Origin of the sequence: Neptuniibacter sp. QD48_55 (assembly GCF_047778115.1) — a bacterium.
Classification (GTDB): Bacteria; Pseudomonadota; Gammaproteobacteria; order Pseudomonadales; family Balneatricaceae; genus Neptuniibacter.
The window spans coordinates 3,334,759-3,359,956 of record NZ_CP180555.1; the positions used below are offsets into that span (position 1 = coordinate 3,334,759).

Sequence of the window (25,198 nt, forward strand, 5' to 3'; positions counted from 1 at the left end):
TGATGTACAGAGTGGAGCCTACAATGATGACATCTCTTGTCTTAACCGTCATCGGTCCTGATAAACCAGGTCTGGTCGAAATGCTAGCGCAAACCATTACTGAAAATGGCGGCAACTGGCTTGAGTCAGGCATGTCCAGATTAGCTGGAAAGTTTGCCGGCATTCTAATCACCGAAGTTCCTGAAGATAAAGCAGCTTCATTAACTGCAGCGCTAACAGCGCTCGATGCTCAGGGCTTGAAGGTAACAGTTGAACAGTCTTCAGCACCAGAAGCCACTGGCGCATCTCAGCACTTTAAACTTGAGCTAGTTGGCCATGACAAACCTGGTATCGTTCGCGATATCTCAAGCGCACTGGCTAAACGCCACGTGAACGTTGAACGCCTAAACACGGAACTCGTGTCTGGTTCTATGTCAGCTGAACTGTTGTTTAAAGCCGAAGCTGAGTTACTCGCATCCAGCGACCTTGACTTAGATGAGCTACAACAGGATTTAGAAAATATTGCTAGCGATCTAATGGTTGATATCAGCTTAGATAAATAAACCATACCGTAGACAAACAAAAAACGCGCTTACCTTTCTCAAGGCAGCGCGTTTTTTCTTTCTAAGATGAGCGATTAACCGCGCGCATCCAATTTAGCCTGACCACGCTTCACAGCTGCACGCACCTGATTTGGTGCTGTACCACCAATGTGATCACGTGCTGCAACAGAACCTTCAAGCGTTAGCACTTCAAATACATCCTGCTCGATCGTATCGGAGAACTGAACAAGCTCTTCCAACGTCATTTCACCTAGATCTTTATTCTGCTCGATACCGTAGGCTACAGATTTACCTACAACTTCGTGAGCATCACGGAAAGGCATACCTTTACGCACAAGGTAATCAGCCAAGTCAGTCGCAGTAGAGAAACCGCGAAGCGCTGCTTCACGCATACTCTCTTTCTTAGACTCAAGCGCAGGCACCATGTCAGCAAATGCACGTAGACAACCTTTCACTGTATCGATCGCATCAAACAGCGGCTCTTTATCTTCTTGGTTATCTTTGTTGTATGCCAGTGGCTGAGACTTCATCAACGTTAGCAAGCTCATCAAGTGACCGTAAACACGACCGGACTTACCACGCACTAATTCAGGTACATCTGGGTTCTTTTTCTGCGGCATGATAGAAGAGCCAGTACAGAAACGATCTGGCAGGTTGATGAAATCAAACTGAGCAGATGTCCATAGAACCAACTCTTCAGACATTCGCGTTAGGTGCATCAATAAGATACTAGACGCGGAACAGAACTCGATCGCGAAGTCACGATCAGAAACCGCATCCAAAGAGTTCTCAGCCGGAGCATTAAACTCAAGTAGCTCGCAAGTTAGGTCACGCTGAATTGGGTAAGTTGTACCCGCAAGTGCTGCAGCACCTAGTGGCATGATGTTGGCGCGCTCACGGCAATCTTCGAAACGGCCGAAGTCACGCGTTAGCATCTCAAACCACGCAAGCAGGTGATGACCAAAGGTCACTGGCTGAGCTGTTTGAAGGTGAGTAAAACCTGGCATGATCGTATCAGCTTCACGCTCAGCAATACCTAACAGGCCCTGCTGTAGACGCGTAATTTCAGCCAAGATCAGGTCGATCTCATCACGTAGGTACAAACGAATGTCGGTCGCAACTTGGTCATTACGAGAGCGACCCGTGTGTAGTTTCTTACCGGTGATACCAATTTTCTTAGTCAAAGCCGCTTCGATGTTCATGTGCACATCTTCTAGCTCAATTGACCATTCAAATTCGCCACGCTCAATTTCGACACGAATTTCGCCAAGACCACGGATAATATCGTCACGCTCTTCTTCTGTAAGAACGCCTGCTTTTGTCAGCATCTTCGCATGAGCAATAGAACCGCGAATATCCTGCAGATACATACGCTGATCAAATTCAACGGAAGCCGTAAAACGCGCAACGAAAGCATCCGTTGGCTCATTAAAACGACCGCCCCACTGCTGGTTAGTTTTATCACTCATGGGAAAACCTCAAATTACTCGGAGACTTAATCAGCTATTTTTAGCTGATATCACAAAATTTGCGCGACATTATATCATGCCCTTTCGCTTGAGGTGTCTATATCGCGCCCTGCAATCTGCTACAATCGGCAACAAATATTAAATATGCCGTATTTGAGACTACTTTTATGAGCAGAACCATCCGCATTGCTACCCGTAAAAGCCCATTGGCCCTATGGCAGGCAGAATATGTAAAAGCCGAGCTAGAACGCCATCACGCAGACATTAAGGTCGAATTACTCGGCATGGTATCTAAAGGCGACAAGATCCTTGATGCACCACTAGCCAAAGTGGGTGGTAAAGGCCTGTTTGTAAAAGAGCTAGAAGAAGCAATGCTAGCCGGTGAAGCTGATATCGCGGTTCACTCCATGAAGGATGTACCAATGGAGTTTCCAGAAGGCTTAGGTTTGGCCGTGATCTGCCCACGCGAACAACCAACCGATGCTTTTGTCTCTAATACTTACAACAGCATTGATGAACTACCTCAAGGCGCTGTAGTCGGCACCTCTTCTCTACGTCGTGAAGCGCAAATTCGCGAAAAGCGCCCTGACTTAGAGATCAAATGGCTTCGCGGTAACGTCAATACACGTCTCCGTAAGCTAGATGAAGGTGAATACGATGCGATCATCCTTGCCTCTGCAGGTCTGATTCGCCTAGAGATGCCTGAGCGTATTCGTTCAGAAATTTCTGTAGATTTCAGCCTACCGGCAGGTGGCCAAGGCGCTGTAGGCATTGAGTGCCGCACAGATGATGCTGAATTGCATGAATTGCTTAAGCCTCTACACGACACCGAAACGGCTTGGCGTGTAACCGCAGAGCGCGCAATGAATAAACGCCTTGAAGGCGGCTGTCAGGTACCTATCGCCTGCTACGCGACGCTGAACCATGACAACTCTGAACTATACCTACGCGGCCTAGTTGCAAAACCAGACGGTACGTTGATTCTTCGCGACGAACAACGCGGCGCTCCGGCTGATGCCGAAGCCATTGGTATAGAACTGGCTGATCGCCTGTTAGCTGCAGGCGCTAAAGAGATTTTGGACGCTGTATACAACAAAGCAGATGCCTAACTCCTTAGCCAACCTTAGGGTACTGGTGACACGTCCCGAACATCAGGCCCAAAAGCTTACCGAACAACTCCGCGCCCTTGGCGCGGAACCAATCCCCTTTCCGCTACTCAAAATCCAACCTATCGCTGAAACTGATGAGAATTTTCATCCGCTGAAACAACATATTTTAGATCTCGATCTATTTCAGCATGTCGTTTTTATCAGCCCAAATGCAGTAGAGATTGGTTATGAGTGGATCGATTTATACTGGCCGCAACTGCCACTTGGCGTACAATGGCTAGCCATCGGAAAGCAAAGTGCAGCACTATTGAACAACTATGGTATAGATGCCTATCACAGCCCTCTGGGGTACGATTCAGAAGCGCTATTAGCATCACCGGCGCTGCAACAGATTACTGGCGATAAGATTTTAATTATGCGAGGCCAGGGTGGACGAGAAAAATTAGCCACTGAACTTCGTGCACGGGGAGCAGAGGTTAGCTATGCTGAACTCTACCGCCGTGAATGTCCTGCATATTCCGACGCTGATATTGCCGATGCCCTTTTTAATCGGCCTTTAGATGCCATATTTATCAGCAGCGGCGCAGGACTCGACAATTTACTGGACTTGATACAGCGCCCTAATGGCAAATTCAGCACTGATTCACTATTACGCTGTCATCTTGTTGTGCCCAGTGAACGTATTAAAAAAGCTGCCGAAGCAGCTGGATTCAACAGAGTAACCACGGCCTCGGGGCCAGACGATCAAGCAATGATCGACACCCTGAAGCAGTCACTGACTTTTGCGGAAATCGACAGATGAGCAACAAAAAGAAACAATCGCAGGAAGACAAGAAAACCACTCAAGATGTACCTGCAACTGAGGTTGTTGAAGAAGTGGTTGAAGAAACTACAGAAGCAGTCGCTGAACAGGAAGAAGCCGCTGCAGAAGAGACTAAAAAAGAAGCAGAAGAAACAACGGCTGAAGCAGGCAATGTCGCTGCATCAGAGCAATCTGCTCCTGAACCAAAAGTAGAGAAAGAGAAGAAGCCCGCAACATGGCCTGGCAAACTAGCACTGCCTATCTCAATTATCGCATTAGGTGCTGCTGGTTACCTGTACTGGCTATCTCTACAACAGAGCGATAGCGTTGCTCAGAATAACGCTGCGATTGAAGCTCAGGTTAGCTCCTCACTAAGTGACGCTCGAGGTTCTGTCGATCAAGCGTTAGCTGGTATGAACCAAACATTAGGCCAACTAAAATCTCAAAGCCAAGCAGACAAAAACAACATTGATGAGCTGCAAGCACGCCTAACTAAAAGCATCCAACAGGTGACAGCCAACCAGAAAACCAATCGTAAAGACTGGCTTCTGGCTGAAGTGGAATATCTATTACGTCTCGCTAATCAGCGCGTACTGATGGAACAAACATCTGCAGGTGCACTGAAACTACTGAAATCTGCTGATAAGATCCTAAAAGAGACTGACGACGTTTCCATTTACGATGTACGTAAGGCTTTAGCTGCTGATATCGCAGCATTAGAAGCAGTACCGGTATTGGATACCGAAGGCGTATTCCTGCAGCTTGGCGCATTGAACAATCAGGTACAAAACCTACGTTTAATCCCAATTTCTAAACAGCACAAGCTACCTGATCTATTAGAAGAAGTTACGCCAGAAGTGGTCGAAGAGTCTTGGACTGCCGGTTTAGAAGAATCATGGAGCAAAGCAACCGACAAACTTAATAAGCTTGTGGTTATCCAGCACCGTGATGAGCCAATTGAACCATTGCTATCACCACAGCAAACATACTACCTACAGCAAAACCTTCACCTAATGCTAGAACAAGCTCAGCTTGCTCTATTACAGCGCAAGCAGTCATCTTATGATGCCAGCCTAAACAAAGCGCACGATTGGGTTTCTACTTACTTCGAGCAAAGCGACGGCACTACACAAAGCTTGCTGCGCGGTATTTCTGAGCTGAAGAGCGTTAAAGTAACGGCTGAGATGCCAGATATTTCTGGTTCTCTTCGCAGCCTGAAGAACTACCTTGCTCATATGACAAAACTTAAGGAACAAGGGGCTTCATAATGAAAAAACTTGTCCTTCTCCTACTGATCATTCTGGCTGGCGGCGCATTCGTCGGTGAGATGATGATCAAAGATTCAGGCTATGTATTAATCGCCTATAACCAAACAACGATCGAAACCAGCCTATGGGTTCTTCTAATTGTTTTAGCTGTAGGCTTTGTCATTGGTCACTGGCTATTAAACTTAGTCACTCATACTCAGTTGCCAACCACTAAGCTAAAAGCTTGGAAAGATAACAGAAACCAGCTAATCAGCCGCCGTAAGACGCTAAAAGGCTTAACTTCGTTATCTGAAGGCAACTGGGCTCAAGCACAGAAGCAGCTGGCACAAGCCGCTGAGCGCTCTGATCTGCCGCTAGTAAACTACCTAGCTGCAGCAAAAGCTGCACATGAGCAAAACAATGAAGCTGCAGCTGACGAACTTCTACAAAAGGCACGCAACACAACGCCTGAAGCCGAAGTAACTGTTGCTATCTCTCAAGCTGAGATTCAACTATCTCGTGGTCAGCTAGAACCTTGCCTAGCAACGCTTCTACGTTTGCGCACACTCGCGCCCAAAAACACATACGTAATGAAGTTGCTGAAAGATGTTTACCTTCGTCTGAATGACTGGAAAGCACTTTCTCAACTAATTCCTGCACTGCGTAAACACCAAGCGCTTAAAACAGAAGAGCTATATGAACTAAGCGCGGAATGCTGCACTCATATTCTTGAAGACAGTGTTAGCAAGCTTCCTGTGGAAACCAGTGAAGAAGACCGCCTAAAAGCATTGAGCGATGCTTGGTCTGATCTACCTACAGAACAAACTAAAAATGGTGAAATCGTTCAGCGCTACACCGAATTACTTGTTTCGCTAGGTGCAGAAGATCGTGCAGAGCAAAATCTTCGCAGTTTGATTAAGAAAAACTGGGACGAAAAACTGGTTACACTGTATGGCCGCATCAATGGTGAAAATGCTAAAAAGCAGCTTGATAGTGCTCGTAGCTGGCAGAAAGCTCACGCTGAAAGCCCTGAACTATTTTTAACCCTAGGTCGCTTATCCTTACGTAATGAGCACTGGGGGCAGGCAGTTAAGTACTTTGAGCAAAGCCTTGAGCTAGATGCTAAACCAGAGACTTTAGGTGAGTTGACGCGCCTACTTCGTCACCTAGGCGAAGATGAAAAGGCACAAGGTTTACTACAAGAAAACCTAAGCATTGTGGCATCAGGCCTGCCTGAGCTACCGATGCCAGTAGAGCAAAAAGCTAGCGCTTAATAGCTTTACAAGACCATAAAAAAGGATGCTGCACAGCATCCTTTTTTATTTATTCCGTTTGGACTAAGGCCTCCATCGCCTGTTCTGCCCAATGCAAACTATGGCGATAAGCCACATCAAAAAACTCTTTACCAAAAGGAGAAGCTTCAACCTCTTCCCAATCCGCTTTTTCGAAAGCAATCACAACTTTCAGCAATCCACCTAAATCGCCTTCAAAATCAGATATCGCATGCTTAATGCTGTCATCCAGGGGAATTTGACGCAAAATTTCATCCATTTCTACATCTAATAAGAGATCTAACTGAGAGATCATCCCCACCATAAAAGCACTGTCTTGCTGCAAAGCTTCGGACGATTCGGCCAACAATTCACACATCCGACCACGGACCAATAGGTTTCTAGCAAGCTCTTCAGGTTTATCAGGGTTACTGGCTAATGTAATAAGTGTCGCCCACTTCCTTATTTGGTCATGTCCCAAGATAACCACCGCCTGCTGCATAGAATCAATCGAACGGTTCTGCTGATAAGCCGCTGAATTAACCACTTTTAGGATTTTAAAACTAAGCTTAGGATCCATGATAATCAGCTCTTCAATTTCTGAAGGTGTAATATCTGGACGCTGCAGCTGTTGTAAAAGCTGCATTAAAGCCGCGCTATTACCCGGCACATCTTTCCCCAGCACCTTAACTGGACGACTAATAAAACCACCTTGAAACAACTTAAATCCGACCTTTTTACAGAACTGCAGGGTTTCAAAGTCATCTACATTTTGTGCTAATGCAGTCTTTTTTGCTTTATTCAGCGTGGCGACCAATTTTTTTATTTTAGTCCGATGCATCAAACTAAAATCAATTTTGATGATATTGACCAACTTAATTAAAGGGATTAGATGAGGTTGCATTGAGAACCCATCCAAAGCAATTCGGTACCCTTGCTTGGAAAGCATTCTAAGGTGGGAGATAACCTCGTCAGTCACCGTTATATCTGGATGGACTTCAATAACTATCTCTTTTCTAGGCAACGCTAGAGAACTCCCCTCCTGTAGCATCGAACTAGGAAAAGGCAGAAACACAGGTACTTTATGGATATGACCGTCTTGAAACAGGCTGGTGAAGGTATGCATAACTAGCATTGACCCCTCAGTTTCAGGATCAAACAACGAGTCTTCGATGTATTCAGAATATTGATAGCGCAGCTGGTAAGAGATGATCTTGAGGTTTCGATCAAAGATAGGCTGCCGAACCATCAATACTTCAGAGCTTTGCCCTTCCATAGAACTCAAAAGTCCCTGAGGTAGTTATGGATTTTATACAGCTTATCCCGCGACTGAAGTTATTGCCAGCCAAAAGCAAAAGAGGAGCTTGCAGCTCCTCTTTCATTTATTCTAGATCTCTAACCTAAGCGTTATCTGCGCTCACTTTTCGCTGACTGACAATCTGCCACAGAAACTCAACCGCAGCTATAACCAGTATCGTATAGCCCATAAGCTCAGTTCCCTCTTCTACAATATTCTTCACGACCCTTACATAGCCATCGCCCATCACAGCTTCCCAGAAGGAACCTCGACCAAACAGACGCGAAAATACCAATACAACCAAGATACCACTCAGATAGATACCAGCACTAGACAGTTTCGAGAATTCAATTAAGGAAGGTTTAACCGGGCGATGTTGCCTAATCAAATATAAAGTCGATGCAGCAATCAAGATGCAAACCAGCGTCTGCCATGCGCCATCAAACATATTCTCGTCTAAGAAAGCATCAAACTCTCGAATCAGCATCATGCCACTCAACGTGGCAACAACCACAGCAGCTGGGCGCAACGTATCACTGTAATAAGCGCCGACTAAAAATAGCATGCAGGTAACGAAAGCAAACGTATCGTGCATCAACTCTGTCGCCGAACCTTCATCGTACTTACTCTCTGCCAATAGGGCATAACCTTCCATTGCAAAGATATTTGCTACTCCTGCCATAAATAGCAGATAAACAAGGGATCGAATCATTAAGGCAGCGAATGATTGCATCTGAATACATCCAAGTAAGTTGATAGAAACAGGTAAAACGTCTAGCTAGCGCAATTCTGGCTCGGCGTTTATCGATAACCGTTCAGATAGAGATCCATAACTAAGCGATTAGGGTAAGCGCGAACCGTGGATTCTAATAAAAAATGATCAGAAAAGCATTTATAAGAAAGCTTTGTTACATCTAGCTAGTATAAAACACGCTTTTAAGGGCGATTGGGCAATAAAAAAGGAGCCAGAGGCTCCTTTTTTGATAGGGAGGTGAATTAACTCTTAGGTCTTGGCGCATAAGCAAATACATCAGAGTGCATATTCGCTTCATCAAAACCACGTGGCTCACACGCATCTAGCAACGCATAAACCATACCTGGAGAGCCACTTGCAAAGATTTCTACATTTTCGAAATCGGCAAAATCTTCTAAAACAGCATCCGATAGAAGACCTGTTCGACCTGTCCAACCCGGGCTATTTTCAGGCTCACTCACGATAGGCTCAAAGTGAACATTTGGATGTTCTGCAGCCCATTGCATTGGTAACTTTTCCAAATACATGTCTTCTTCTACACAAGCACCCCAATAGATATAGATTGGGTTACCAAATTGGTTAGCCAATAGATGTTCTACCACGCTCTTCACTTGCGCAAAGCCCGTGCTCGCCGCAGCCAAAATCAAACGCGTATCAGGTTTTAGTTTATGAGCTTGTAGGTAGCAATCACCTTTAGGCAATTCAATCTCTACCGTTTTTTCGCTTTTTAAATGTCCGATAATCGCATTAGACATTTCACTCTCAGGCATATGACGGATATGTAACTCGATATCACGACCCGTATCTGGCGCAGAACCAATAGAAAATGAAGCCTGTTTACCGTCTGGCAAAAAGATATCTAAATACTGACCAGCAAAAAATTCGGCAGATAGAGAAGCCGTTGCAGGCATTTGCAGGCGGATGCGGTACACATCATGGTTTAGCTTTTCAAATGCCTTAATATCACAAAGGAGCTTTTTCACAGATAACTCTCCAGGGCTTTTTAACCCTTCAATCCTGACCCTTACATCACTTAAGGGTTTACATGTACATGCTAGTACACTTGGTGCACTACGAGTAGTTTGAACGCTATCAACACAGAGATGCAGTTCTGGATAGCGTTGTTTAATTTCGCCTTCAAGCAGCTTTACTTCGCAAATTTCACAAACACCATTGCGACAGCTGACGCGCATTTTATACCCTGCTCTATGCAAACTTTCCAGCAGGGTTTCATCTGACCCAGAAGGAATTTCATCCCCGTTATTTTCGATCAGAATATGCTTAGGCATAGATCACTTTAAAATACCCAATTCGTCCCAGATATCGTCCACTTTGCTCTGAACTTCAGGGTCCATAACGATAGGCTCACCCCATTCTCGGGTTGTTTCACCTTCCCATTTATTGGTCGCATCCATGCCCATTTTAGAGCCTAGGCCTGATACAGGCGAAGCAAAGTCGAGATAATCGATCGGTGTATTATCGATCATCACAGTATCTCGCTGAGGATCCATACGGGTAGTGATCGCCCAGATCACATCATTCCAATCACGGGCATTCACATCATCATCGCAAACGATCACGAATTTGGTGTACATAAACTGCCTTAGGAAAGACCAAACACCCAACATCACACGTTTAGCATGACCCGGATACTGCTTTTTAATCGTCACTACCGCCATACGGTAGGAACAGCCTTCAGGCGGCAGATAAAAATCTACAATTTCAGGGAACTGCTTCTGCAGAATCGGTACGAACACTTCGTTCAGCGCAACGCCTAAGATAGCTGGCTCATCAGGTGGGCGACCAGTATAGGTGCTGTGATAGATAGGGTTACTGCGATGGGTAATTCGCTCGACCGTAAATACAGGGAAACGATCAACCTCGTTGTAGTAACCGGTATGGTCGCCAAATGGGCCTTCATCCGCCATCTCGTCCGGATCAATATAACCCTCTAAAATAAACTCAGCGCTAGCAGGTACATGCAGATCATTACCGATACACTGAGTAACTTCAGTTTTGCCACCACGCAGCAAGCCCGCAAAAGCATACTCAGACAAGGTATCAGGAACCGGTGTCACTGCACCCAAAATCGTTGCAGGATCAGCGCCTAAAGCAACAGCAACGGGGAATTTTTCACCCGGATGTTCCTGTTTCCACTCACGAAAATCGAGTGCACCACCACGATGTGCGAGCCAACGCATAATCAGTTTATTTTTGCCGATTAATTGCTGACGGTAGATACCTAAATTCTGTCGTTCTTTATTAGGACCGCGTGTAATCACCAAAGGCCAAGTAACCAATGGTGCCGCATCCCCCGGCCAGCAAGTTTGGATAGGAAGGGTATTTAGATCAACATCATCCCCTTCGATTACATGCTTCTGGCAAGGCGCTGACTTAACCAGCTTGGGGCCCATATTGAGCACTTGCTTAAAGATAGGCAGCTTTTCCCAAGCGTCCTTCATACCTTTAGGTGGTTCAGGCTCTTTTAATTGAGATAAAAGTTTACCTACATCTCTCAGCGCTTCTACAGACTCCTCTCCCATACCCATCGCTACACGTTCAGGCGTACCAAACAAGTTAGCTAACACTGGATAAGAGGAACCTTTGGGGTTTTCAAACAGCAGAGCTGGACCGCCTGCTTTGAGAGTACGATCACTAATCTCGGTCATCTCCAGATTAGGATCAATCTCTTGTTTAATGCGCTTTAACTCGCCACGCTCTTCAAGCATGTGGATAAAGTCACGCAGATCTTTATATTTGGGTGTCGCCATAATCAGACCTAGTAGATATAAAAAAGGGCAAGCAGATGCTCACCCTTTAATACGCAAACCGGTTTACTTCCGTTTCATCGAAAGGAAGAATTCGTCGTTTGTTTTAAAGTCTTTCAGTTTGTCGATTACAAACTCTGTCGCTGCAGTATCTTCCATTGGATCTAGAAGCTTACGTAGGATCCACATACGCTGTAGCTCTTCTTCAGATGTAAGAAGATCTTCACGACGCGTACCAGAACGACGGATGTTAATTGCTGGGAATACACGTTTCTCAGCAACTTTACGATCCAAGTGAACTTCAGAGTTACCTGTACCTTTGAATTCCTCAAAGATAACTTCGTCCATCTTAGAACCCGTATCAACCAACGCTGTTGCGATGATTGTTAAGCTACCGCCCTCTTCGATGTTACGAGCAGCACCAAAGAAGCGCTTAGGGCGCTCTAGAGCATGCGCATCAACACCACCGGTTAGTACTTTACCGGAAGATGGGATAACTGTGTTGTAGGCACGAGCCAAACGCGTAATGGAATCCAGAAGGATAACCACGTCTTTTTTATGCTCAGTTAGACGCTTAGCTTTCTCGATAACCATCTCAGCCACTTGAACGTGACGTGATGGCGGCTCATCGAAGGTAGATGCAACCACTTCACCGCGAACGGTACGCTGCATCTCTGTTACTTCCTCAGGGCGCTCATCGATTAGCAATACAATCAGGTGAGTTTCTGGGTTGTTTCGGGTGATGCTGTTAGCAATGTTCTGCAGCATTAGGGTTTTACCGGCTTTAGGCGGTGATACAACCAAAGCACGCTGACCTTTACCCATTGGGCAAACCAGATCGATAACACGTGCAGTCAGATCTTCTGTACTGCCGTTACCGATTTCCATCCGCAAACGATCCTGCGCAAATAGAGGCGTCAGGTTTTCGAAAAGAATCTTATTCTTCGCGTTATCAGGCTTATCGTAGTTAATTTCATTAACTTTCAATAATGCGAAGTAACGCTCACCATCTTTTGGTGGACGAATCTTACCCGCAATCGTATCACCTGTACGTAGGTTAAAACGACGAATCTGACTTGGAGATACGTAAATATCATCCGGGCCAGCTAGGTATGAGGAGTCAGCGGAACGCAGGAAACCAAAACCATCCTGCAGAATTTCTAGGACACCATTACCGTAGATGTCTTCACCGCCTTTCGCATGACGCTTAAGAATAGCGAAAATAACATCCTGTTTACGGGAACGAGCCAGATTATCCATTCCCATGCCTTTGGCAATTTCAAGTAACTCGGGAACGCTTTTTGTTTTTAGTTCGGTAAGATTCATAGTTTGAAGAAAAGAAGCACGAAGCTAATTTTTAATATGTGGATGGAATTTAAGAAGAAAGTCGAACGTTGGTCATAACGCTCTCGCATAAAATACAACGAAGGAAAAAGATTTTAGCGGGAGGACCAAACAAGCAACACTATAGAAGGTAGGTAAGGGTCTGTCTATAGTGCAAAGGTAAGAAAGTGTAATGTTTTGAGCCACATTACACTTTCTAGGTATCAATCTATTAAAGATTAGCTTCAATAAACGCAGAAAGCTGCGATTTAGATAGTGCGCCAACCTTAGTAGCTTCTACATTGCCGCCTTTGAAAAGCATCAATGTAGGGATACCACGAATACCAAATTTTGGTGGAGTTTCGCTGTTTTCATCGATGTTCAGCTTACAAATTTTCAACTGGTCACCGTACTCTTTAGCGATCTCTTCCAGAACAGGGGCGATCATCTTACAAGGACCACACCACTCAGCCCAGTAATCAACTAATACTGCACCTTCAGCTTTGAGAACATCTTCCTCAAAGGAAGCATCTGTAACATTTACAATGTTTTCACTCATGGGAACTTTTCTCCGCTGCGCCCATTATTTTTCAATAAGACTGCCGATAATAACATCCTCGTCGCCTATTGTGTAACGCCTACAAGGGCAATTCCCTAGTATAGAGGTCAATTATTTAGCTATAAGCTTAAACCTCAAGCGCGATAAAACCCCATTTTATGGTATTGCTGGGCCATATTTTCAGTAGACTACCCTTATAAATTAAAAGCCTTAAAACAAAAGATGAAAAGCAACTGCAGTACCGCAGTACTTTTGGTAATCTAGCTCAGCCTTACATATCGGGTCATAGGACGATAACGCATGACAGAACCTTTAACTGTTTCAGATAAACAAGATGATCAACGCTTAGCAGCCATTGATTTAGGATCTAACAGTTTCCACATGGTTGTCGCGCAGCTTGATCAGGGCGAGATACGTCCAATAGATCTTATGTCCGATAAGGTTCAACTAGCTGCTGGTATTAATGAGAAGCGCTACCTAACAGATGAAGCCAAACAACGTGGGCTTGAATGCCTCAGCCGTTTTGCCCAGCGCGTCAAAGATCTCCCTAGAGATTCCGTTAGAGTTGTTGGCACCAACGCTCTGCGTGAAGCCAAAAATAGCCGAGAGTTTATTGAGGAAGCTGAAGCTATCCTAGAAACTCCGCTCGAGATCATCGCAGGTCGAGAGGAAGCACGTCTTATCTATTTAGGTGTATCCCACACCCTTGCAGATGATCAAGGCTCCCGCTTAGTCATTGATATTGGTGGTGGTAGTACTGAGTTTATCATTGGAGAACGCTTTGAGCCCCGCACTATGGAAAGCCTCCATATGGGCTGTGTTAGCTATACCAAACGCTATTTTAAAGATGGCATTATCTCTGCTTCCAACTTTAAACGCGCTCGCACAGCCGCTCGCCAAGAACTGCAATCAATTGTACGTGAATATCGCCATATCGGCTGGAATAGTGCGGTAGGCGCATCCGGCACGATCAAAGCCGTTCGCAATATTTGTCAGGATTATGGCTACAGCCAAGAATCCATTACCTGGGAAGGGTTACAGCAACTTAGAGACCTTTTGCTGACCTTCAAACACAGTGAAGACATCGATATTGAGGGCATCAAAACTGAGCGAAAAACCGTCCTTACAGCTGGCGTCGCTATCTTATGCGGGATCTTCGAAGCGCTTAATATTGAAAAGCTCAGCTTCTCCGAAGGCGCTCTACGTGAAGGCGTTCTCTATGATATGGCTGGACGTTTAAAGCATGAAGATGTACGTGATCGTAGCATCACTGCACTGATGCAGCGCTATCATGTTGACCAAGAGCAAGCTGAGCGCGTTGAACAAACTGCGCTTCTTGCTTGGGCACAACTAAAGGAAAGCTGGCAGCTATCTCCTAAAGACTACGATATGCTTTGTTGGGCAGCTCGTACCCACGAGATAGGCCTTACGATCGCGCATAGCCAATTCCACAAGCATAGCGCCTATCTGCTTAGCAACTCTGACCTTCCCGGTTTTACGACACGCGAGCAACAACAACTAGCAACTCTCGTTCGTGGCCATCGCCGCAAATTTCCTAAAGACGAATTCAAGACATTACCTAAACGCCTACAAGAATCCTATCGTCGACTCTGCGTGTTACTGAGACTGGCTGTGGTACTCCATCGTAGTCGCTCTTCAGATCGTTTACCTGCTATCACTTTTAGCTTTGACGGCAAAACATTGCATATGAATTTCCCTGAGGACTGGCTATCTCACCACCCATTGACCGAAGCTGGGCTGGAACAGGAAGCAAGTTATCTAGATAACGCTGATATAAAGCTCAAATACAGCTAACTATCTAACTCTCAAACTTGCACTGCTAAAGCTCATTAGTGGGTTTTGAGATTAAGCGATTAACCATTTGATTGATCGCCTTCATCTGCGGCGCACTTCTTTTATAGTAATGATATGGCGGTAAGCTATTACTGCTATACCCCCAAAAATCCCAACAGCCACGAGGGTTTAAAGGCATGATTGAGGATGGTTTTACTTGCGGGTACAGGATAATCAACTGATTAGCATCTGCTGTTTCGTTATAACCAGTGCCCTTTACGAACCGATCCCCCAAAAATTCATGACCTTGACGGCAACCATGTAGAGCCACATGCACTCGGCAAGATTCACTACGGCAACTCTCAGGAATATAGGCATAACCTATATCGTCTAGACTAGTGTATTCACCTGAGATGAATGGCGTTTGATCAAACTTAATCAACTCACCTGACAGCTCTGCAACATCTACCTCTAATTCGCCATAGATATGCTCTAGCAATCGCCGTGCTTGGGAGAACCCACAATTATTAATCCATGGCTTTGCGGTCTGACCACACGAATTATCTTCAAGGTCATCGGTAATAAACCCATGCCCCGCAGCAGTTTTATTGTCATACCGAATCACACTTTCATTCAGGCCTAAGTACTTATAGAAAGACAGTGTCTGATCTACTACAACCTGCTTTACCGTTCTATCTTCGAGGCCTGAGAAGATATAAACTTTGTCGTCAGAAAGATTCTCTAACCTAGCTATGCTGCCGCGCTCAGCTTCAGTCTTGGCTAGTTCAGACAAATAACGACTATTAGGATATAGAGATTCAGGGCAACCAAACCAACTGTACTTGCAAGGGTCCATACAGGTTGTGGTGGCACTCACAAGCTTAGGTGTCAAATCATTACCGGGAATACTCGCGACACAATTCCAGGGTCCTCCGGCGATGATTCCAGCACCTATTAGATTCTCAGAATAAGCAATATGATACTGGGCAGCCATAAAACCGCCTGAGGACAAACCAGATATGGAGGTTTGGTCCGAAATAGCATTTAACGCCGGAAGCACTATAGATGATAACTCTTTGTCATGCTCTTCAGCTTGTACAATATTGGAAAGCGCCAAACATCCCAAGAGCAGTGGTAAACGGATCATAGTCCCTCCTTGTAATTAATCAGTTCTTTTGGCCTTAACTTTTTGGATAAGAAGCCTAAAAGGGCCTACTCCAGCCCCATCATCTTTACCCATATCGGCTTTCACTCGTATTAAAACATCTTGCACCTGCACCCCTAAACGGGACATAAACTGCTCTACACGCCAGGTATAATCATTAGCTAGCCCTAGTTTCACATTAATATCTTTATGCGAATAAGGGGATTTTAAAACCGAAGCAGATATACCATAAGACCTAGCCTTGTCAGCATAGCGATCTGCTTGCTCACACGCCTTCAAACGCCTATTCGAACAAATAAGCAGTACAGGATTAAGATCTGATTTGATCTGATGATAAGGAGAGACCTGTAGCCAAAATTCAGAATTAGAGCTAAACGTCTTATCATAGAAACCATAATGCTTTGACCTCATTATCTCGGGAACATTAAGAGCAGCACTATCCAAAAAAATAGATCCTAACCAAGAATTCCCTCCCTTCTGGATGACTTCTGCCTGTGTCGATGAAAGCAAAGCAACTAAATGCGCCCCAGCCGAATGCCCCATCAATAAAAAATCATCGGAGCTACCACCGAATTTCCGGATACTCTTTTGCGCAGAAACAAGCGCCTGCTGCAGATCCTGTAGCTGCTCGAGTGGCATCACTTCAGGTACCAGGCGATAGTTTACGGAAACAAATACAAAGCCAGCAGCAACCCAGCGCTGCACTTTGTTTCGCACTACACTCTCAGCTGATTTATCCCCTTTCGACCATGCACCGCCATGAACCATAAAGATAACAGGCGCATTTGAAATGCCATCTCGGGCATAAATATCGAATGCCTGTAATGGGTGAGCGCCGTACTTTACATCGGGATATAACGTAATTCCTTTACTGGCAAGTCGGCTCTGATAGCCTTCACCATATACAGAAAAACTTAATAAGAACCCCAAAAAACCGAGAAGTACCCTCCTCTGGCTAAAACCTTGCATAAAATCATTCCCTGATTTAATGAATCATACACTTGATACAATTATGCTTTTTACAAAACAAAGGCAAAAAAAAACCTCGTATAAATACGAGGTTTTTTTCAAATGCTAGCTAGCCGCTTATAGTTTAGGGCCTGCCGCAATGATCTCTTCAGATACGCCATCGAACTTCTTGAAGTTCTCTACGAACTGACCGATCAAATCATTTGCAGTTGCATCGTAACCAGACTTATCAGCCCAAGTGTTACGTGGGTTAAGCAGTGTAGAATCTACACCTTCAACCGAAACTGGTACTTCCAGGTTAAGGCCTTCTAGCTTCTCAGTCTCAACACCGTTTAGGGAACCATTCTGGATTGCAGAGATGATGCCACGAGTAGTTGGGATACTGAAACGCTCGCCAGTACCGTAAGAACCACCAGTCCAACCAGTGTTTACAAGGTAAACCTTAGAACCGAACTCTTCGATACGCTTCATTAGAAGCTCAGCGTATACGTGCGCTGGACGAGGGAAGAAAGGAGCACCGAAACAAGTAGAGAAAGTAGACTTGATGCCACCGCCTGAACCCATTTCTGTAGAACCTACAAGTGCAGTGTAACCAGACAGGAAGTGGTACGCAGCCGCTTCTTTAGTCAGGATAGATACTGGTGGCAATACGCCAGTCAGGTCACATGTTAGGAATACGATAGAATCTGGCTCTTCACCCATGTTAGATACAGTACGTTTTTCAACGTGCTGTAGCGGGTATGCACAACGACCGTTCTCAGTTAGAGACGTGTCATCGTAATCAGCTGTACGTGCATCGTTTAGAGCAACGTTCTCTACGATCGCACCAAAGCGAATAGCGTCCCAAATAATTGGTTCGTTCTTCTGGCTTAGGTTGATAGTTTTAGCGTAGCAACCACCTTCCAGGTTAAATACAACGCCTTTGCCCCAACCGTGCTCATCATCACCGATTAGGTAACGAGAAGGGTCAGCAGACAGAGTTGTTTTACCTGTACCAGATAGACCGAAGAATAGCGTTGTACTGTTGTCATCACCAACGTTTGCAGAACAGTGCATTGGCAATACGTCTTTCTCTGGTAGCAGGAAGTTCTGTACAGAGAACATCGCTTTCTTCATTTCACCAGCGTAGCGCATGCCTGCTAGCAAAACTTTACGCTTAGCGAAGTTGATGATTACGCAACCATCGCTGTTTGTGCCGTCACGCTCTGGATCACATTCGAAACCAGCAACGTTTAGGATCTGCCACTCTTCTTTCGACTTCGGGTTGTATTCCGCAGGGCGAATGAAAAGGTTCTGACCAAACAGGTTCTGCCATGCAGTCTGAGTAGTCATGTTTACAGCAAGATAATGGTTTGGATCAGAACCAACGTGTACGTTTGACACGAAGTGTTCTTTATCTGCGATGAACTCTTCTACGCGAGTCCATAACGCATCAAATTTGTCTGAATCGAATGGGCGGTTGATATTACCCCAATCGATAGAATCAGCAGTACTTGGCTCTTCAACGATGAAGCGATCCATCGGAGAACGACCGGTACGTTTACCTGTTGTCACTACCAATGCGCCAGTGTCAGCAAGTGTTCCTTCACCGTTGGCAATGGCTTTCTCAACCAGCTTAGCTGGGCTTAAGTTATGGTGTGCAATGTTAACAGAATCTTTGGTCATTACTGGGTTCCCTTGGCATAGGCGCCAATAACGTTACCTAATAAGGCGTAAGGCTATGGTGTATCGTAATTATAAGGAGGCGTATTATGCACAAAAATCGCACGCTGTGCCATTGTTGAAATCAATTCGCATTTGACCTGCCGCAAAAACAGGCTTATTTGATTGATTTTACTGCAAATTCACCACCAGAATATCTAATATAAGTTCGCTTAATGTACTTGTGAGCCGCCTGATGCGACGTTTTCAGCAAACAAGGCTTCAATGTCTGCAGCATCAAAATCATACTGCGCGTTACAGAACTGGCAATTCACAGCCACTTTACCTTGTTCCTCTAGTACTTCTAAAAGCTCTGCTTTTTCGACAAGTTTCAAGGACGCTTCGCTGCGTTGACGCGAACAGGTACATTTAAATCGAACGTCATCCGGTTCGTATAGACGGCATTGTTCTTCGTGGAAAAGTCGGTACAACAATGTTTCGTTATCTAACTCCAATAACTCTTCACTTTTAAGCGTGGACGCTAAGTGACTGACCCGGTCCCAGTCTTCTTCGCCTGTACCTTGCGCTGGCAATACCTGCAGCATCATACCTGCTGCTTTTTCACCATCAGAAGCTAGCTGGATCTGGGTTGGCAGTTGCTCGGAACTTAGGAAGTAGTTCTCTAAACATTTACCAAGGTTTTCTCCGTCTAGCGGCACAATACCTTGATAAGGCTGTCCTTGCTCCGGCTCGATAGTCAGGACAACCTGACCTTGCGGTAATAGATCCACAAAGTTAGCTTGTTCATCTAGCTCACCTTCGTAACGAGCAATCGCACGTAAATCGCGGTCATGGTTACATTCCGCCATTAACACACGAACATTTCCTCGACCTTGAGCTTGAAGAATAAGACGACCTTTAAATTTTAGGTTCGAGCTAAGCAAGCTCACTGCTGCTAACATTTCACCTAACACCTGCTGGATCACAGCGGGATAGTCATGGTTTTCAAAACAATCGGCACAGGTTTGCTGTACGCCGGAAACAACGCCGCGAATATCCAATTCATCGAATAGGATACGCTGAATCTGATCAGGATTACTCATGAGAGGATTCTATCGAGTTATAAGTGGAAAATAAGAGGGTCCAGACAGGTACCCAAGTCAATACAGGTATTTTATCATATCTGTCTAACAATTCGGGACAGTATTTGCAGTATGAACGATATCACCGTTTTCAGGCAGACTTGGAATCTAAAAGCGCTTTTCCTTGGGCATCTATTTGCGTTTGCTTGGTTTGGCTTCTTCGTGACAGAAACAGGCTTTGCTTTCTGGCGCAGCATCGACCAAAACCTATTTTTTATGCTGAATGGCACACTGTCTGAAGATAATGGTTGGACCCGCTTTTGGGCGTGGGCCAATGTCCGCATTATGGATCTTATCCCTCTGACGATCATGCTGGTGAGTCTGACCTTCCCTGGGTTCGGAATAAAACGTGACCGCCTGCAGCAAGCGATCATTGGGTTTGTTCTACTACTTGTTTTGATGTTCTTTGTCAGAGAAGGGGTGGCTAATTTCACTAAGGCTGCGGAGCTAAGTGGTAAAAGCCCAACCTTATTGCTGGAGCCTGCATATCGATTTAGTCAGATCGTACCGGATATTCCGGCCAAAGACAGTGCAACATCCACCTTCCCTGGGGACCACGCTACCGTCGTGCTAACTTGGGCAGGTTTTATGATGCTAAATGCACGTAGCTGGCTATCTCTATCAGCTCTGTTTTTAGCCGTGCTATTTATGCTTCCACGCGTTGTTGGTGGAGCCCATTGGGCGAGCGACAATTTAGTCGGCGGGGCATTCTCAGCGATGATTACCCTGAGCTGGGCTTTCTGCACGCCAATTATGCATATAGCTACCAGCAAGGCTCATAAACTTCTGCTGCCATTAATACGGCTATTCGCAAAGATACCTTTGCTAAATCAACTTCCGATTCTCAAGCCTTAAACAGGCTTATCAAACCGCATTGTTCAAAAACAAATGAGCAATGCGGTTAGCATTCAACCTTTATCAAAGATGCCGCGCTCACCATCTTTAAATGATCGAATCTGACGACGCTCTTTCTTATTCGGTCGATTGCGCGGATTCAAGCTACTACCCATCGCCTTGCGCTGAGCTGCATGCTCTTCTCGCTTTTTAATGCTGGCTTCAGTCTCTTTGTAGAGCTTTTGTGCTTCGGGCGCACCGCGACGCTTATCCGAGAGCTCAACCACTACGATCTCTTTCTCATCGAAACCCTGACGAATTTCTAAGACAGCGCCGATCTCAACGTGTCGGCTACATTTGGTACGTTGGCCGTTGTAGTGCACTTTACCGCCATCGATCATCTGTTTGGCAACAGCGCGGGTTTTATAAAAACGAGCGGCCCAAAGCCATTTATCAAGTCGAACTTTTACTTCTGTATCTGTCATTTCTTGGGGGTAATCTCATCAAAGTGCTCTATAGCACTATAGTCATCTATTTCTCTTTTAGGCTGCTGGCTATCAGGTTGGTAGATCGACAATAAATACTTAATACCATATTCCCGAGCACTGTTAAGTACAGCAAAGCTATCATCCACCAGCAAGGTACGGGACTTATCAAAAGGCTCTACTTGCTGCAGACGATCCCAAAAAGTGAGATCTTCTTTGGGCAATCCAAAGTCATGAGAGCAGATGACATCATCCACAAGATCGTTGATAGCGGTTTTTTCAATTTTAAGAGACAAGCTTCCCCAATGCGCATTCGTCACAATAACCGTGCGAATTCCCTGCTCTTTTAAAGTAGCTAGGAAGTCCTGCACATGAGGGCGAAAAGCGATTTTGTCGGCAATCTCAGACTTCAGTTCAGTAATGGGCACATTCAGTTCACGCGTCCAATAATCCAAACAATACCAATTAAGAGTTCCTTGCTGCTCTATGATACGCTCATGCAACCAACTGCGAGCTTCATCTTGATCCATTTTGTGGATCTGCGCATATCGCAGGGGTAGATGTTCTAGCCAAAAATAGGTATCAAAGTGTAGATCAAGAAGGGTGCCGTCCATATCCAGCAAGACGGTATCTATATTCTGCCAATCAAACATTTTTCAGGCCAAGTAAAGAGGAAACCTCAGTATGCCGGTTAAACCCGAGATTTTGAAGGTTACAACTGCCGCACAAACACGCTTATTTAAAGTCGAGCAAGTTGAACTTCGCTTTTCAAACGGTGCCGAACGCACTTATGAGCGCTTAGCCAATCGAGGTAACGGTGCAGTAATGATCATTCCTGTGACCGAAGACAATGAAGTACTGCTGATCAAAGAGTACGCTGCAGGTATTGAGGATTACACGCTGACGCTACCTAAAGGCCTGATTGATCCCGGTGAAGACGCTCATATCGCTGCAGACCGAGAGCTTAAAGAGGAAGCAGGATTTGGTAGCAACCAGTTAAATACGCTAAAAGTAATGACATCAGCACCCAACTATATGGGGCATAGCATTACAGCGGTCGTCGCCAGAGATCTCTATCCTTGTCGTTTACAAGGCGATGAACCAGAGGAGATGGAAGTTGTCAGTTGGCCGCTAGCCGAAATAGAACAACTGGTAGCCAGCGATGACTTTACCGAAGGTAGAGCGATTGCAGCGCTCTATATGGTCAGAGATTTCCTCAATCGTAAGTAGAACCATCATTCATACTGCCAACACCCAATAACAAAAAGGCCGTAAGATAATGAACCAACACGACTTAGCTTCAGCATTACTCTGCATTTGTCAGCAAGCCAGCGCTGAGATCTTAAAAGTTTATCAGCGCGATGATTTTTCGATTGCGGCTAAAGAAGACCACTCACCAGTTACGGCTGCTGATCTCGCTGCGCATCAGGTGATTCAGGCAGGCCTCAGTGATCTAACACCCGAGATCCCGCAACTGAGCGAAGAAGACACTGAATTAACCTATCAACAGCGTAAAGTTTGGCAGCAATTTTGGTGTATCGATCCGTTGGACGGAACCAAAGAGTTTATTAACCGTAACGATGAATTCACCATCAATATTGCGCTGATCGAAAACAACCGCCCTATCTTCGGCATTATCTATGTCCCCGTTAGCGGCGTCGCCTATTGGGGAGGGAACGAGATTGGTGCTTGGAAACAGGAAGACGGGCGAGCTCCAGCGCAAATTAGAAGCCGGCCTCTGGGCAAAGACCTAATCGTCGCATCCAGCCGCAGGCATGGCCAAGAAGCCAACGAAAACCTGATGTTACCGATAGCCAAACAGTTTTCACAGATTAGCCATCGAGGGATGGGGAGCTCTCTAAAGATGTGTCTAATCGCTGAAGGTATAGCCGATTTTTACCCACGCCTTTATCCCACCAGTGAATGGGATACGGCAGCAGCTCAAGCCATTCTGGAAGCAGCCGGTGGGCGTTTAGTCAACGCCGAAACACTCGAAGGCCTCACCTATAACTTACGCGAGTCTTTAGAGAATCCGTATTTCTTTGCCTGCGGTGATCCGCAATTCCCGTTAGAAGTGTTAAGGAACCATCTAGCGAGCGGTTCTCAAAACGGATAGAGATCAAAAGTAACTGGGATAGAGTTTAACTATCCCAGTTAGTTGAGTAGATAGGAGTTATTTTTCAGCCGCACAAGACTGATTAGCGCGCGCCAGAACTTCTTCCACTTTAAATTTAAAGTCCGGGTTGCTCAGCTGATTAGCACGGATCAGTTTTACTTCATTATCGCTAAAGTGCTTGTGTACATATTTAGAGAAGCAGTCACAGCGTTCCTCTGTAGCACCCGCCAACTTCATGCAGTCCTCTTTAAACGGCACAAACGTATCAGACGCTAAAAACTGAGTTTTAACGACCAGAATTGCCAGAGATACCACAGAGATCCAAATTAAAACTTTATACATCGTCTAACAGTCACTTTTTTCTAGTTATAAAAATACAGGCCTGTCATTCTAGGGTTAAAACATGACAGTTTCAGCAAACTTTAGTCGCAGCCCTTTAAAAAATGAATTATGAACCAATATAGGTAGATAGTTCGTAATAAAAGAACATCAAATAAGCACACTTTTTGTACCATGAAATAATCACTCTTGGGTGCTATTATTTCCGTGCTTTGGATAATTAATAATTACCTGCCAATCGTGTGAGCATACGGAAACGCAGGTAATCTCTGATAATAAGTCTTTACGACACACGAATAAGGTGACACTTATGAGCTTTGAACTTCCGCCGCTACCTTATGCAAAGGACGCTCTGGAACCACACATCTCTGCTGAAACGCTAGACTTCCACCACGGCAAGCACCACAACACATACGTTGTTAAGCTAAATGGCCTAGTTCCTGGTACCGAGTACGAAGGTAAAACTCTAGAAGAGATCATCACTTCTGCTCCTGCTGGCGGCGTATTCAACAACGCTGCTCAGATCTGGAACCACACGTTCTACTGGAACTGCCTATCTCCAAACGGTGGTGGTGAGCCAACTGGCGCGATTGCTGATGCAATCAACGCTAAGTGGGGTTCTTTCGCAGCATTCCAAGAAGCTCTAAACGACAAAGCAGTTAACAACTTCGGTTCTAGCTGGACTTGGTTGGTTAAAAACGCTGACGGTTCTATCGATATCGTTAACACTAGCAACGCTGGCTGCCCTCTAACTGAAGGTCAGACTCCACTGCTAACTGTTGACCTATGGGAACACGCTTACTACATCGATTACCGTAACGTTCGTCCTGATTACCTAAAAGGTTTCTGGGCGCTAGTTAACTGGGAATTCGTAAACGCTAACTTTGCATAAGTTACCGTAATTTTTAAAAGGCTGATACGGAAACGTATCGGCCTTTTTTGTGCCAAGGATTTATCGTGATAGGCTAAAACAAGTGTTACGGGAAATAGCTAAACAAAGGACTGTCTGAATGATATCTACGCTTGTATCCACTTGGTTCGGAGATAAATTTTCTAAGCTTCACCCTAAACTACAACAGTTACATATCCAAGGTAGTGAGCTTAAAGGCGCCGTCGATCTAACTTACGGTAAAGGCCTCGCGGGAATAATCGGCCAGAGACTTGCCAAGAAAATGGGCCTACCAACAGCTGGCCAACATCAATTATCCGTAAACATATCTCATCAGCCTGATGGCTTATACTGGGGGCGCTGTTTCAACGACCAAGCGAGAGTAACTTCACTATTTAAACCAGTGGGTTCAATTGAAGACGGTTATTGGATCGAAGAAACCGGCCCGATAACATTACATCTGACAGTTGATATCAGAGAGGGCGGATGGTTTTGGCGCTGTCTAAAAATTAAGATCAAAGGTGTTACCGTCCCCACATGGTTACTACCTAAAACCACTGCTTACAAAAAGATAGAGGATGGGAGATACCGATTTTTCGTCGGTTTTACGTTGCCAATACTTGGCTCACTGGTGTCCTATCAGGGGTTACTCGAGCCCGATCTCCAACTCGAAAATAAGTAAC

25 protein-coding genes are annotated in these 25,198 nt (G+C 45.2%); 11 read left to right on the top strand and 14 right to left on the bottom strand.

The genetic code is table 11. From position 1 onward, the window contains the following. Positions 1–23: 23 nt before the first annotated feature. Positions 24–542 carry a glycine cleavage system protein R gene (locus ACMXYW_RS15750; RefSeq protein ID WP_415904645.1) on the top strand — a complete coding sequence of 173 codons (519 nt, stop codon included), beginning with the start codon at positions 24–26 and terminating at the stop codon, positions 540–542. Between the two features lie 74 nt (positions 543–616). Here ACMXYW_RS15750 and argH read toward each other — a convergent pair whose 3' ends face one another. Next, a complete protein-coding gene (gene argH / locus ACMXYW_RS15755; protein ID WP_415882776.1) occupies positions 617–2,011 on the bottom strand; it encodes an argininosuccinate lyase in 1,395 nt (464 codons plus the stop codon). A 167-nt stretch (positions 2,012–2,178) separates the two neighbouring features. Here argH and hemC point away from each other — a divergent pair, with 167 nt between their 5' ends. From hemC to ACMXYW_RS15775, 4 genes are read left to right on the top strand one after another with little or no spacing between them, the layout of a single operon-like run. Next, positions 2,179–3,120, top strand: a complete 942-nt coding sequence (gene hemC, locus ACMXYW_RS15760; RefSeq protein ID WP_415904646.1) for a hydroxymethylbilane synthase — start codon at positions 2,179–2,181, stop codon at positions 3,118–3,120. 25 nt (positions 3,121–3,145) lie between these two features. Next, positions 3,146–3,922 (top strand): uroporphyrinogen-III synthase, encoded by a 777-nt coding sequence (locus tag ACMXYW_RS15765; RefSeq protein WP_415904647.1) that lies wholly within the window; start codon positions 3,146–3,148, stop codon positions 3,920–3,922. After that, a complete protein-coding gene (locus tag ACMXYW_RS15770) occupies positions 3,919–5,190 on the top strand; it encodes a uroporphyrinogen-III C-methyltransferase (RefSeq protein WP_415904648.1) in 1,272 nt (423 codons plus the stop codon). The genes ACMXYW_RS15765 and ACMXYW_RS15770 overlap by 4 nt, the downstream gene beginning before the upstream one ends. Beyond that, a complete protein-coding gene (locus ACMXYW_RS15775) occupies positions 5,190–6,443 on the top strand; it encodes a heme biosynthesis HemY N-terminal domain-containing protein (RefSeq protein WP_415904649.1) in 1,254 nt (417 codons plus the stop codon). Before ACMXYW_RS15770 ends, ACMXYW_RS15775 begins: the two co-directional genes overlap by 1 nt. A 49-nt stretch (positions 6,444–6,492) precedes the next feature. On the opposite strand, the gene ACMXYW_RS15780 is transcribed toward ACMXYW_RS15775, so the two are convergent. The 6 genes from ACMXYW_RS15780 to trxA all read right to left on the bottom strand — a co-directional run bounded on the left by ACMXYW_RS15780 (position 6,493) and on the right by trxA (position 13,141). Continuing rightward, positions 6,493–7,716 (bottom strand): EAL and HDOD domain-containing protein, encoded by a 1,224-nt coding sequence (locus ACMXYW_RS15780; RefSeq protein ID WP_415904650.1) that lies wholly within the window; start codon positions 7,714–7,716, stop codon positions 6,493–6,495. A 124-nt stretch (positions 7,717–7,840) separates the two neighbouring features. After that, entirely contained in the window at positions 7,841–8,470 is a 630-nt protein-coding gene (locus ACMXYW_RS15785) for a hypothetical protein (protein ID WP_415904651.1), read from the bottom strand. A 263-nt stretch (positions 8,471–8,733) separates the two neighbouring features. Then, on the bottom strand, positions 8,734–9,780 hold the full coding sequence (locus ACMXYW_RS15790) for a 2Fe-2S iron-sulfur cluster-binding protein (RefSeq protein WP_415904652.1): 1,047 nt from the start codon (positions 9,778–9,780) through the stop codon (positions 8,734–8,736). Positions 9,781–9,783: 3 nt separating this feature from the next. Then, a complete protein-coding gene (gene ubiD / locus ACMXYW_RS15795; protein ID WP_415904653.1) occupies positions 9,784–11,262 on the bottom strand; it encodes a 4-hydroxy-3-polyprenylbenzoate decarboxylase in 1,479 nt (492 codons plus the stop codon). Positions 11,263–11,325: 63 nt separating this feature from the next. Further along, the gene (gene rho, locus ACMXYW_RS15800) at positions 11,326–12,585 is read right to left on the bottom strand and encodes a transcription termination factor Rho (protein WP_007021413.1); all 1,260 of its coding nucleotides are present in this window, start codon (positions 12,583–12,585) and stop codon (positions 11,326–11,328) included. Positions 12,586–12,814: 229 nt separating this feature from the next. Beyond that, complete coding sequence (trxA, locus tag ACMXYW_RS15805) at positions 12,815–13,141, bottom strand: thioredoxin TrxA (protein ID WP_415882785.1); 327 nt, start codon at positions 13,139–13,141, stop codon at positions 12,815–12,817. 300 nt (positions 13,142–13,441) lie between these two features. On the opposite strand from trxA, the gene ppx reads away from it, so the two are divergent. Next, entirely contained in the window at positions 13,442–14,956 is a 1,515-nt protein-coding gene (ppx, locus tag ACMXYW_RS15810) for an exopolyphosphatase (RefSeq protein WP_415904654.1), read from the top strand. Positions 14,957–14,981: 25 nt separating this feature from the next. Here the strand turns inward: ppx and ACMXYW_RS15815 are convergent, their stop codons facing one another. From ACMXYW_RS15815 to hslO, 4 genes are all read right to left on the bottom strand, one after another. Continuing rightward, on the bottom strand, positions 14,982–16,082 hold the full coding sequence (locus ACMXYW_RS15815) for a poly(3-hydroxybutyrate) depolymerase (RefSeq protein WP_415904655.1): 1,101 nt from the start codon (positions 16,080–16,082) through the stop codon (positions 14,982–14,984). A gap of 15 nt (positions 16,083–16,097) precedes the next feature. Beyond that, positions 16,098–17,069 (bottom strand): alpha/beta hydrolase, encoded by a 972-nt coding sequence (locus tag ACMXYW_RS15820; protein WP_415904656.1) that lies wholly within the window; start codon positions 17,067–17,069, stop codon positions 16,098–16,100. Between the two features lie 117 nt (positions 17,070–17,186). Continuing rightward, a complete protein-coding gene (locus tag ACMXYW_RS15825; RefSeq protein WP_415882789.1) occupies positions 17,187–18,734 on the bottom strand; it encodes a phosphoenolpyruvate carboxykinase in 1,548 nt (515 codons plus the stop codon). 209 nt (positions 18,735–18,943) lie between these two features. Continuing rightward, positions 18,944–19,813: an Hsp33 family molecular chaperone HslO gene (gene hslO / locus ACMXYW_RS15830; protein WP_415904657.1), complete on the bottom strand. Its 870-nt coding sequence runs from the start codon at positions 19,811–19,813 to the stop codon at positions 18,944–18,946. Positions 19,814–19,924: 111 nt separating this feature from the next. Between hslO and ACMXYW_RS15835 the strand changes: the two genes are divergently transcribed. Continuing rightward, positions 19,925–20,707 (top strand): phosphatase PAP2 family protein, encoded by a 783-nt coding sequence (locus ACMXYW_RS15835; RefSeq protein WP_415904658.1) that lies wholly within the window; start codon positions 19,925–19,927, stop codon positions 20,705–20,707. 53 nt (positions 20,708–20,760) lie between these two features. Here ACMXYW_RS15835 and hslR read toward each other — a convergent pair whose 3' ends face one another. Then, positions 20,761–21,171 carry a ribosome-associated heat shock protein Hsp15 gene (hslR, locus tag ACMXYW_RS15840; protein ID WP_415886198.1) on the bottom strand — a complete coding sequence of 137 codons (411 nt, stop codon included), beginning with the start codon at positions 21,169–21,171 and terminating at the stop codon, positions 20,761–20,763. Further along, positions 21,168–21,824 (bottom strand): GMP/IMP nucleotidase, encoded by a 657-nt coding sequence (yrfG, locus tag ACMXYW_RS15845; protein ID WP_415892793.1) that lies wholly within the window; start codon positions 21,822–21,824, stop codon positions 21,168–21,170. Before yrfG ends, hslR begins: the two co-directional genes overlap by 4 nt. A 31-nt stretch (positions 21,825–21,855) precedes the next feature. Between yrfG and nudE the strand changes: the two genes are divergently transcribed. Both nudE and cysQ read left to right on the top strand, forming a co-directional pair. Then, positions 21,856–22,401 carry an ADP compounds hydrolase NudE gene (nudE, locus tag ACMXYW_RS15850; RefSeq protein ID WP_415904659.1) on the top strand — a complete coding sequence of 182 codons (546 nt, stop codon included), beginning with the start codon at positions 21,856–21,858 and terminating at the stop codon, positions 22,399–22,401. A 49-nt stretch (positions 22,402–22,450) separates the two neighbouring features. After that, the gene (gene cysQ / locus ACMXYW_RS15855; RefSeq protein ID WP_415899474.1) at positions 22,451–23,287 is read left to right on the top strand and encodes a 3'(2'),5'-bisphosphate nucleotidase CysQ; all 837 of its coding nucleotides are present in this window, start codon (positions 22,451–22,453) and stop codon (positions 23,285–23,287) included. 57 nt (positions 23,288–23,344) lie between these two features. Here cysQ and ACMXYW_RS15860 read toward each other — a convergent pair whose 3' ends face one another. Further along, positions 23,345–23,629 (bottom strand): hypothetical protein, encoded by a 285-nt coding sequence (locus ACMXYW_RS15860; RefSeq protein WP_415886206.1) that lies wholly within the window; start codon positions 23,627–23,629, stop codon positions 23,345–23,347. Positions 23,630–23,936: 307 nt separating this feature from the next. Between ACMXYW_RS15860 and ACMXYW_RS15865 the strand changes: the two genes are divergently transcribed. Both ACMXYW_RS15865 and ACMXYW_RS15870 read left to right on the top strand, forming a co-directional pair. Further along, positions 23,937–24,518, top strand: a complete 582-nt coding sequence (locus ACMXYW_RS15865; RefSeq protein WP_415882797.1) for a superoxide dismutase — start codon at positions 23,937–23,939, stop codon at positions 24,516–24,518. A 118-nt stretch (positions 24,519–24,636) separates the two neighbouring features. Further along, the gene (locus ACMXYW_RS15870) at positions 24,637–25,197 is read left to right on the top strand and encodes a DUF4166 domain-containing protein (protein ID WP_415904660.1); all 561 of its coding nucleotides are present in this window, start codon (positions 24,637–24,639) and stop codon (positions 25,195–25,197) included. Position 25,198: the final 1 nt, after the last annotated feature.

What these genes read in the sequence shown, in the direction of transcription:
- ACMXYW_RS15775 (WP_415904649.1), top strand. Translation starts at nt 5,190, where the DNA reads ATGAAAAAACTTGTCCTTCTCCTACTGATCATTCTGGCTGGCGGCGCA.
- trxA (WP_415882785.1), bottom strand. Translation starts at nt 13,141, where the DNA reads ATGAGTGAAAACATTGTAAATGTTACAGATGCTTCCTTTGAGGAAGAT.
- ACMXYW_RS15860 (WP_415886206.1), bottom strand. Translation starts at nt 23,629, where the DNA reads ATGTATAAAGTTTTAATTTGGATCTCTGTGGTATCTCTGGCAATTCTG.
- ACMXYW_RS15825 (WP_415882789.1), bottom strand. Translation starts at nt 18,734, where the DNA reads ATGACCAAAGATTCTGTTAACATTGCACACCATAACTTAAGCCCAGCT.
- yrfG (WP_415892793.1), bottom strand. Translation starts at nt 21,824, where the DNA reads ATGTTTGATTGGCAGAATATAGATACCGTCTTGCTGGATATGGACGGC.
- hemC (WP_415904646.1), top strand. Translation starts at nt 2,179, where the DNA reads ATGAGCAGAACCATCCGCATTGCTACCCGTAAAAGCCCATTGGCCCTA.
- ACMXYW_RS15770 (WP_415904648.1), top strand. Translation starts at nt 3,919, where the DNA reads ATGAGCAACAAAAAGAAACAATCGCAGGAAGACAAGAAAACCACTCAA.
- nudE (WP_415904659.1), top strand. Translation starts at nt 21,856, where the DNA reads ATGCCGGTTAAACCCGAGATTTTGAAGGTTACAACTGCCGCACAAACA.
- ACMXYW_RS15820 (WP_415904656.1), bottom strand. Translation starts at nt 17,069, where the DNA reads ATGCAAGGTTTTAGCCAGAGGAGGGTACTTCTCGGTTTTTTGGGGTTC.
- ACMXYW_RS15870 (WP_415904660.1), top strand. Translation starts at nt 24,637, where the DNA reads ATGATATCTACGCTTGTATCCACTTGGTTCGGAGATAAATTTTCTAAG.
- hslO (WP_415904657.1), bottom strand. Translation starts at nt 19,813, where the DNA reads ATGAGTAATCCTGATCAGATTCAGCGTATCCTATTCGATGAATTGGAT.
- ACMXYW_RS15865 (WP_415882797.1), top strand. Translation starts at nt 23,937, where the DNA reads ATGAGCTTTGAACTTCCGCCGCTACCTTATGCAAAGGACGCTCTGGAA.
- ACMXYW_RS15815 (WP_415904655.1), bottom strand. Translation starts at nt 16,082, where the DNA reads ATGATCCGTTTACCACTGCTCTTGGGATGTTTGGCGCTTTCCAATATT.
- argH (WP_415882776.1), bottom strand. Translation starts at nt 2,011, where the DNA reads ATGAGTGATAAAACTAACCAGCAGTGGGGCGGTCGTTTTAATGAGCCA.
- cysQ (WP_415899474.1), top strand. Translation starts at nt 22,451, where the DNA reads ATGAACCAACACGACTTAGCTTCAGCATTACTCTGCATTTGTCAGCAA.
- rho (WP_007021413.1), bottom strand. Translation starts at nt 12,585, where the DNA reads ATGAATCTTACCGAACTAAAAACAAAAAGCGTTCCCGAGTTACTTGAA.
- ACMXYW_RS15835 (WP_415904658.1), top strand. Translation starts at nt 19,925, where the DNA reads ATGAACGATATCACCGTTTTCAGGCAGACTTGGAATCTAAAAGCGCTT.
- ACMXYW_RS15790 (WP_415904652.1), bottom strand. Translation starts at nt 9,780, where the DNA reads ATGCCTAAGCATATTCTGATCGAAAATAACGGGGATGAAATTCCTTCT.
- ACMXYW_RS15780 (WP_415904650.1), bottom strand. Translation starts at nt 7,716, where the DNA reads ATGGAAGGGCAAAGCTCTGAAGTATTGATGGTTCGGCAGCCTATCTTT.
- ACMXYW_RS15785 (WP_415904651.1), bottom strand. Translation starts at nt 8,470, where the DNA reads ATGCAATCATTCGCTGCCTTAATGATTCGATCCCTTGTTTATCTGCTA.
- ubiD (WP_415904653.1), bottom strand. Translation starts at nt 11,262, where the DNA reads ATGGCGACACCCAAATATAAAGATCTGCGTGACTTTATCCACATGCTT.
- ppx (WP_415904654.1), top strand. Translation starts at nt 13,442, where the DNA reads ATGACAGAACCTTTAACTGTTTCAGATAAACAAGATGATCAACGCTTA.
- ACMXYW_RS15750 (WP_415904645.1), top strand. Translation starts at nt 24, where the DNA reads ATGATGACATCTCTTGTCTTAACCGTCATCGGTCCTGATAAACCAGGT.
- hslR (WP_415886198.1), bottom strand. Translation starts at nt 21,171, where the DNA reads ATGACAGATACAGAAGTAAAAGTTCGACTTGATAAATGGCTTTGGGCC.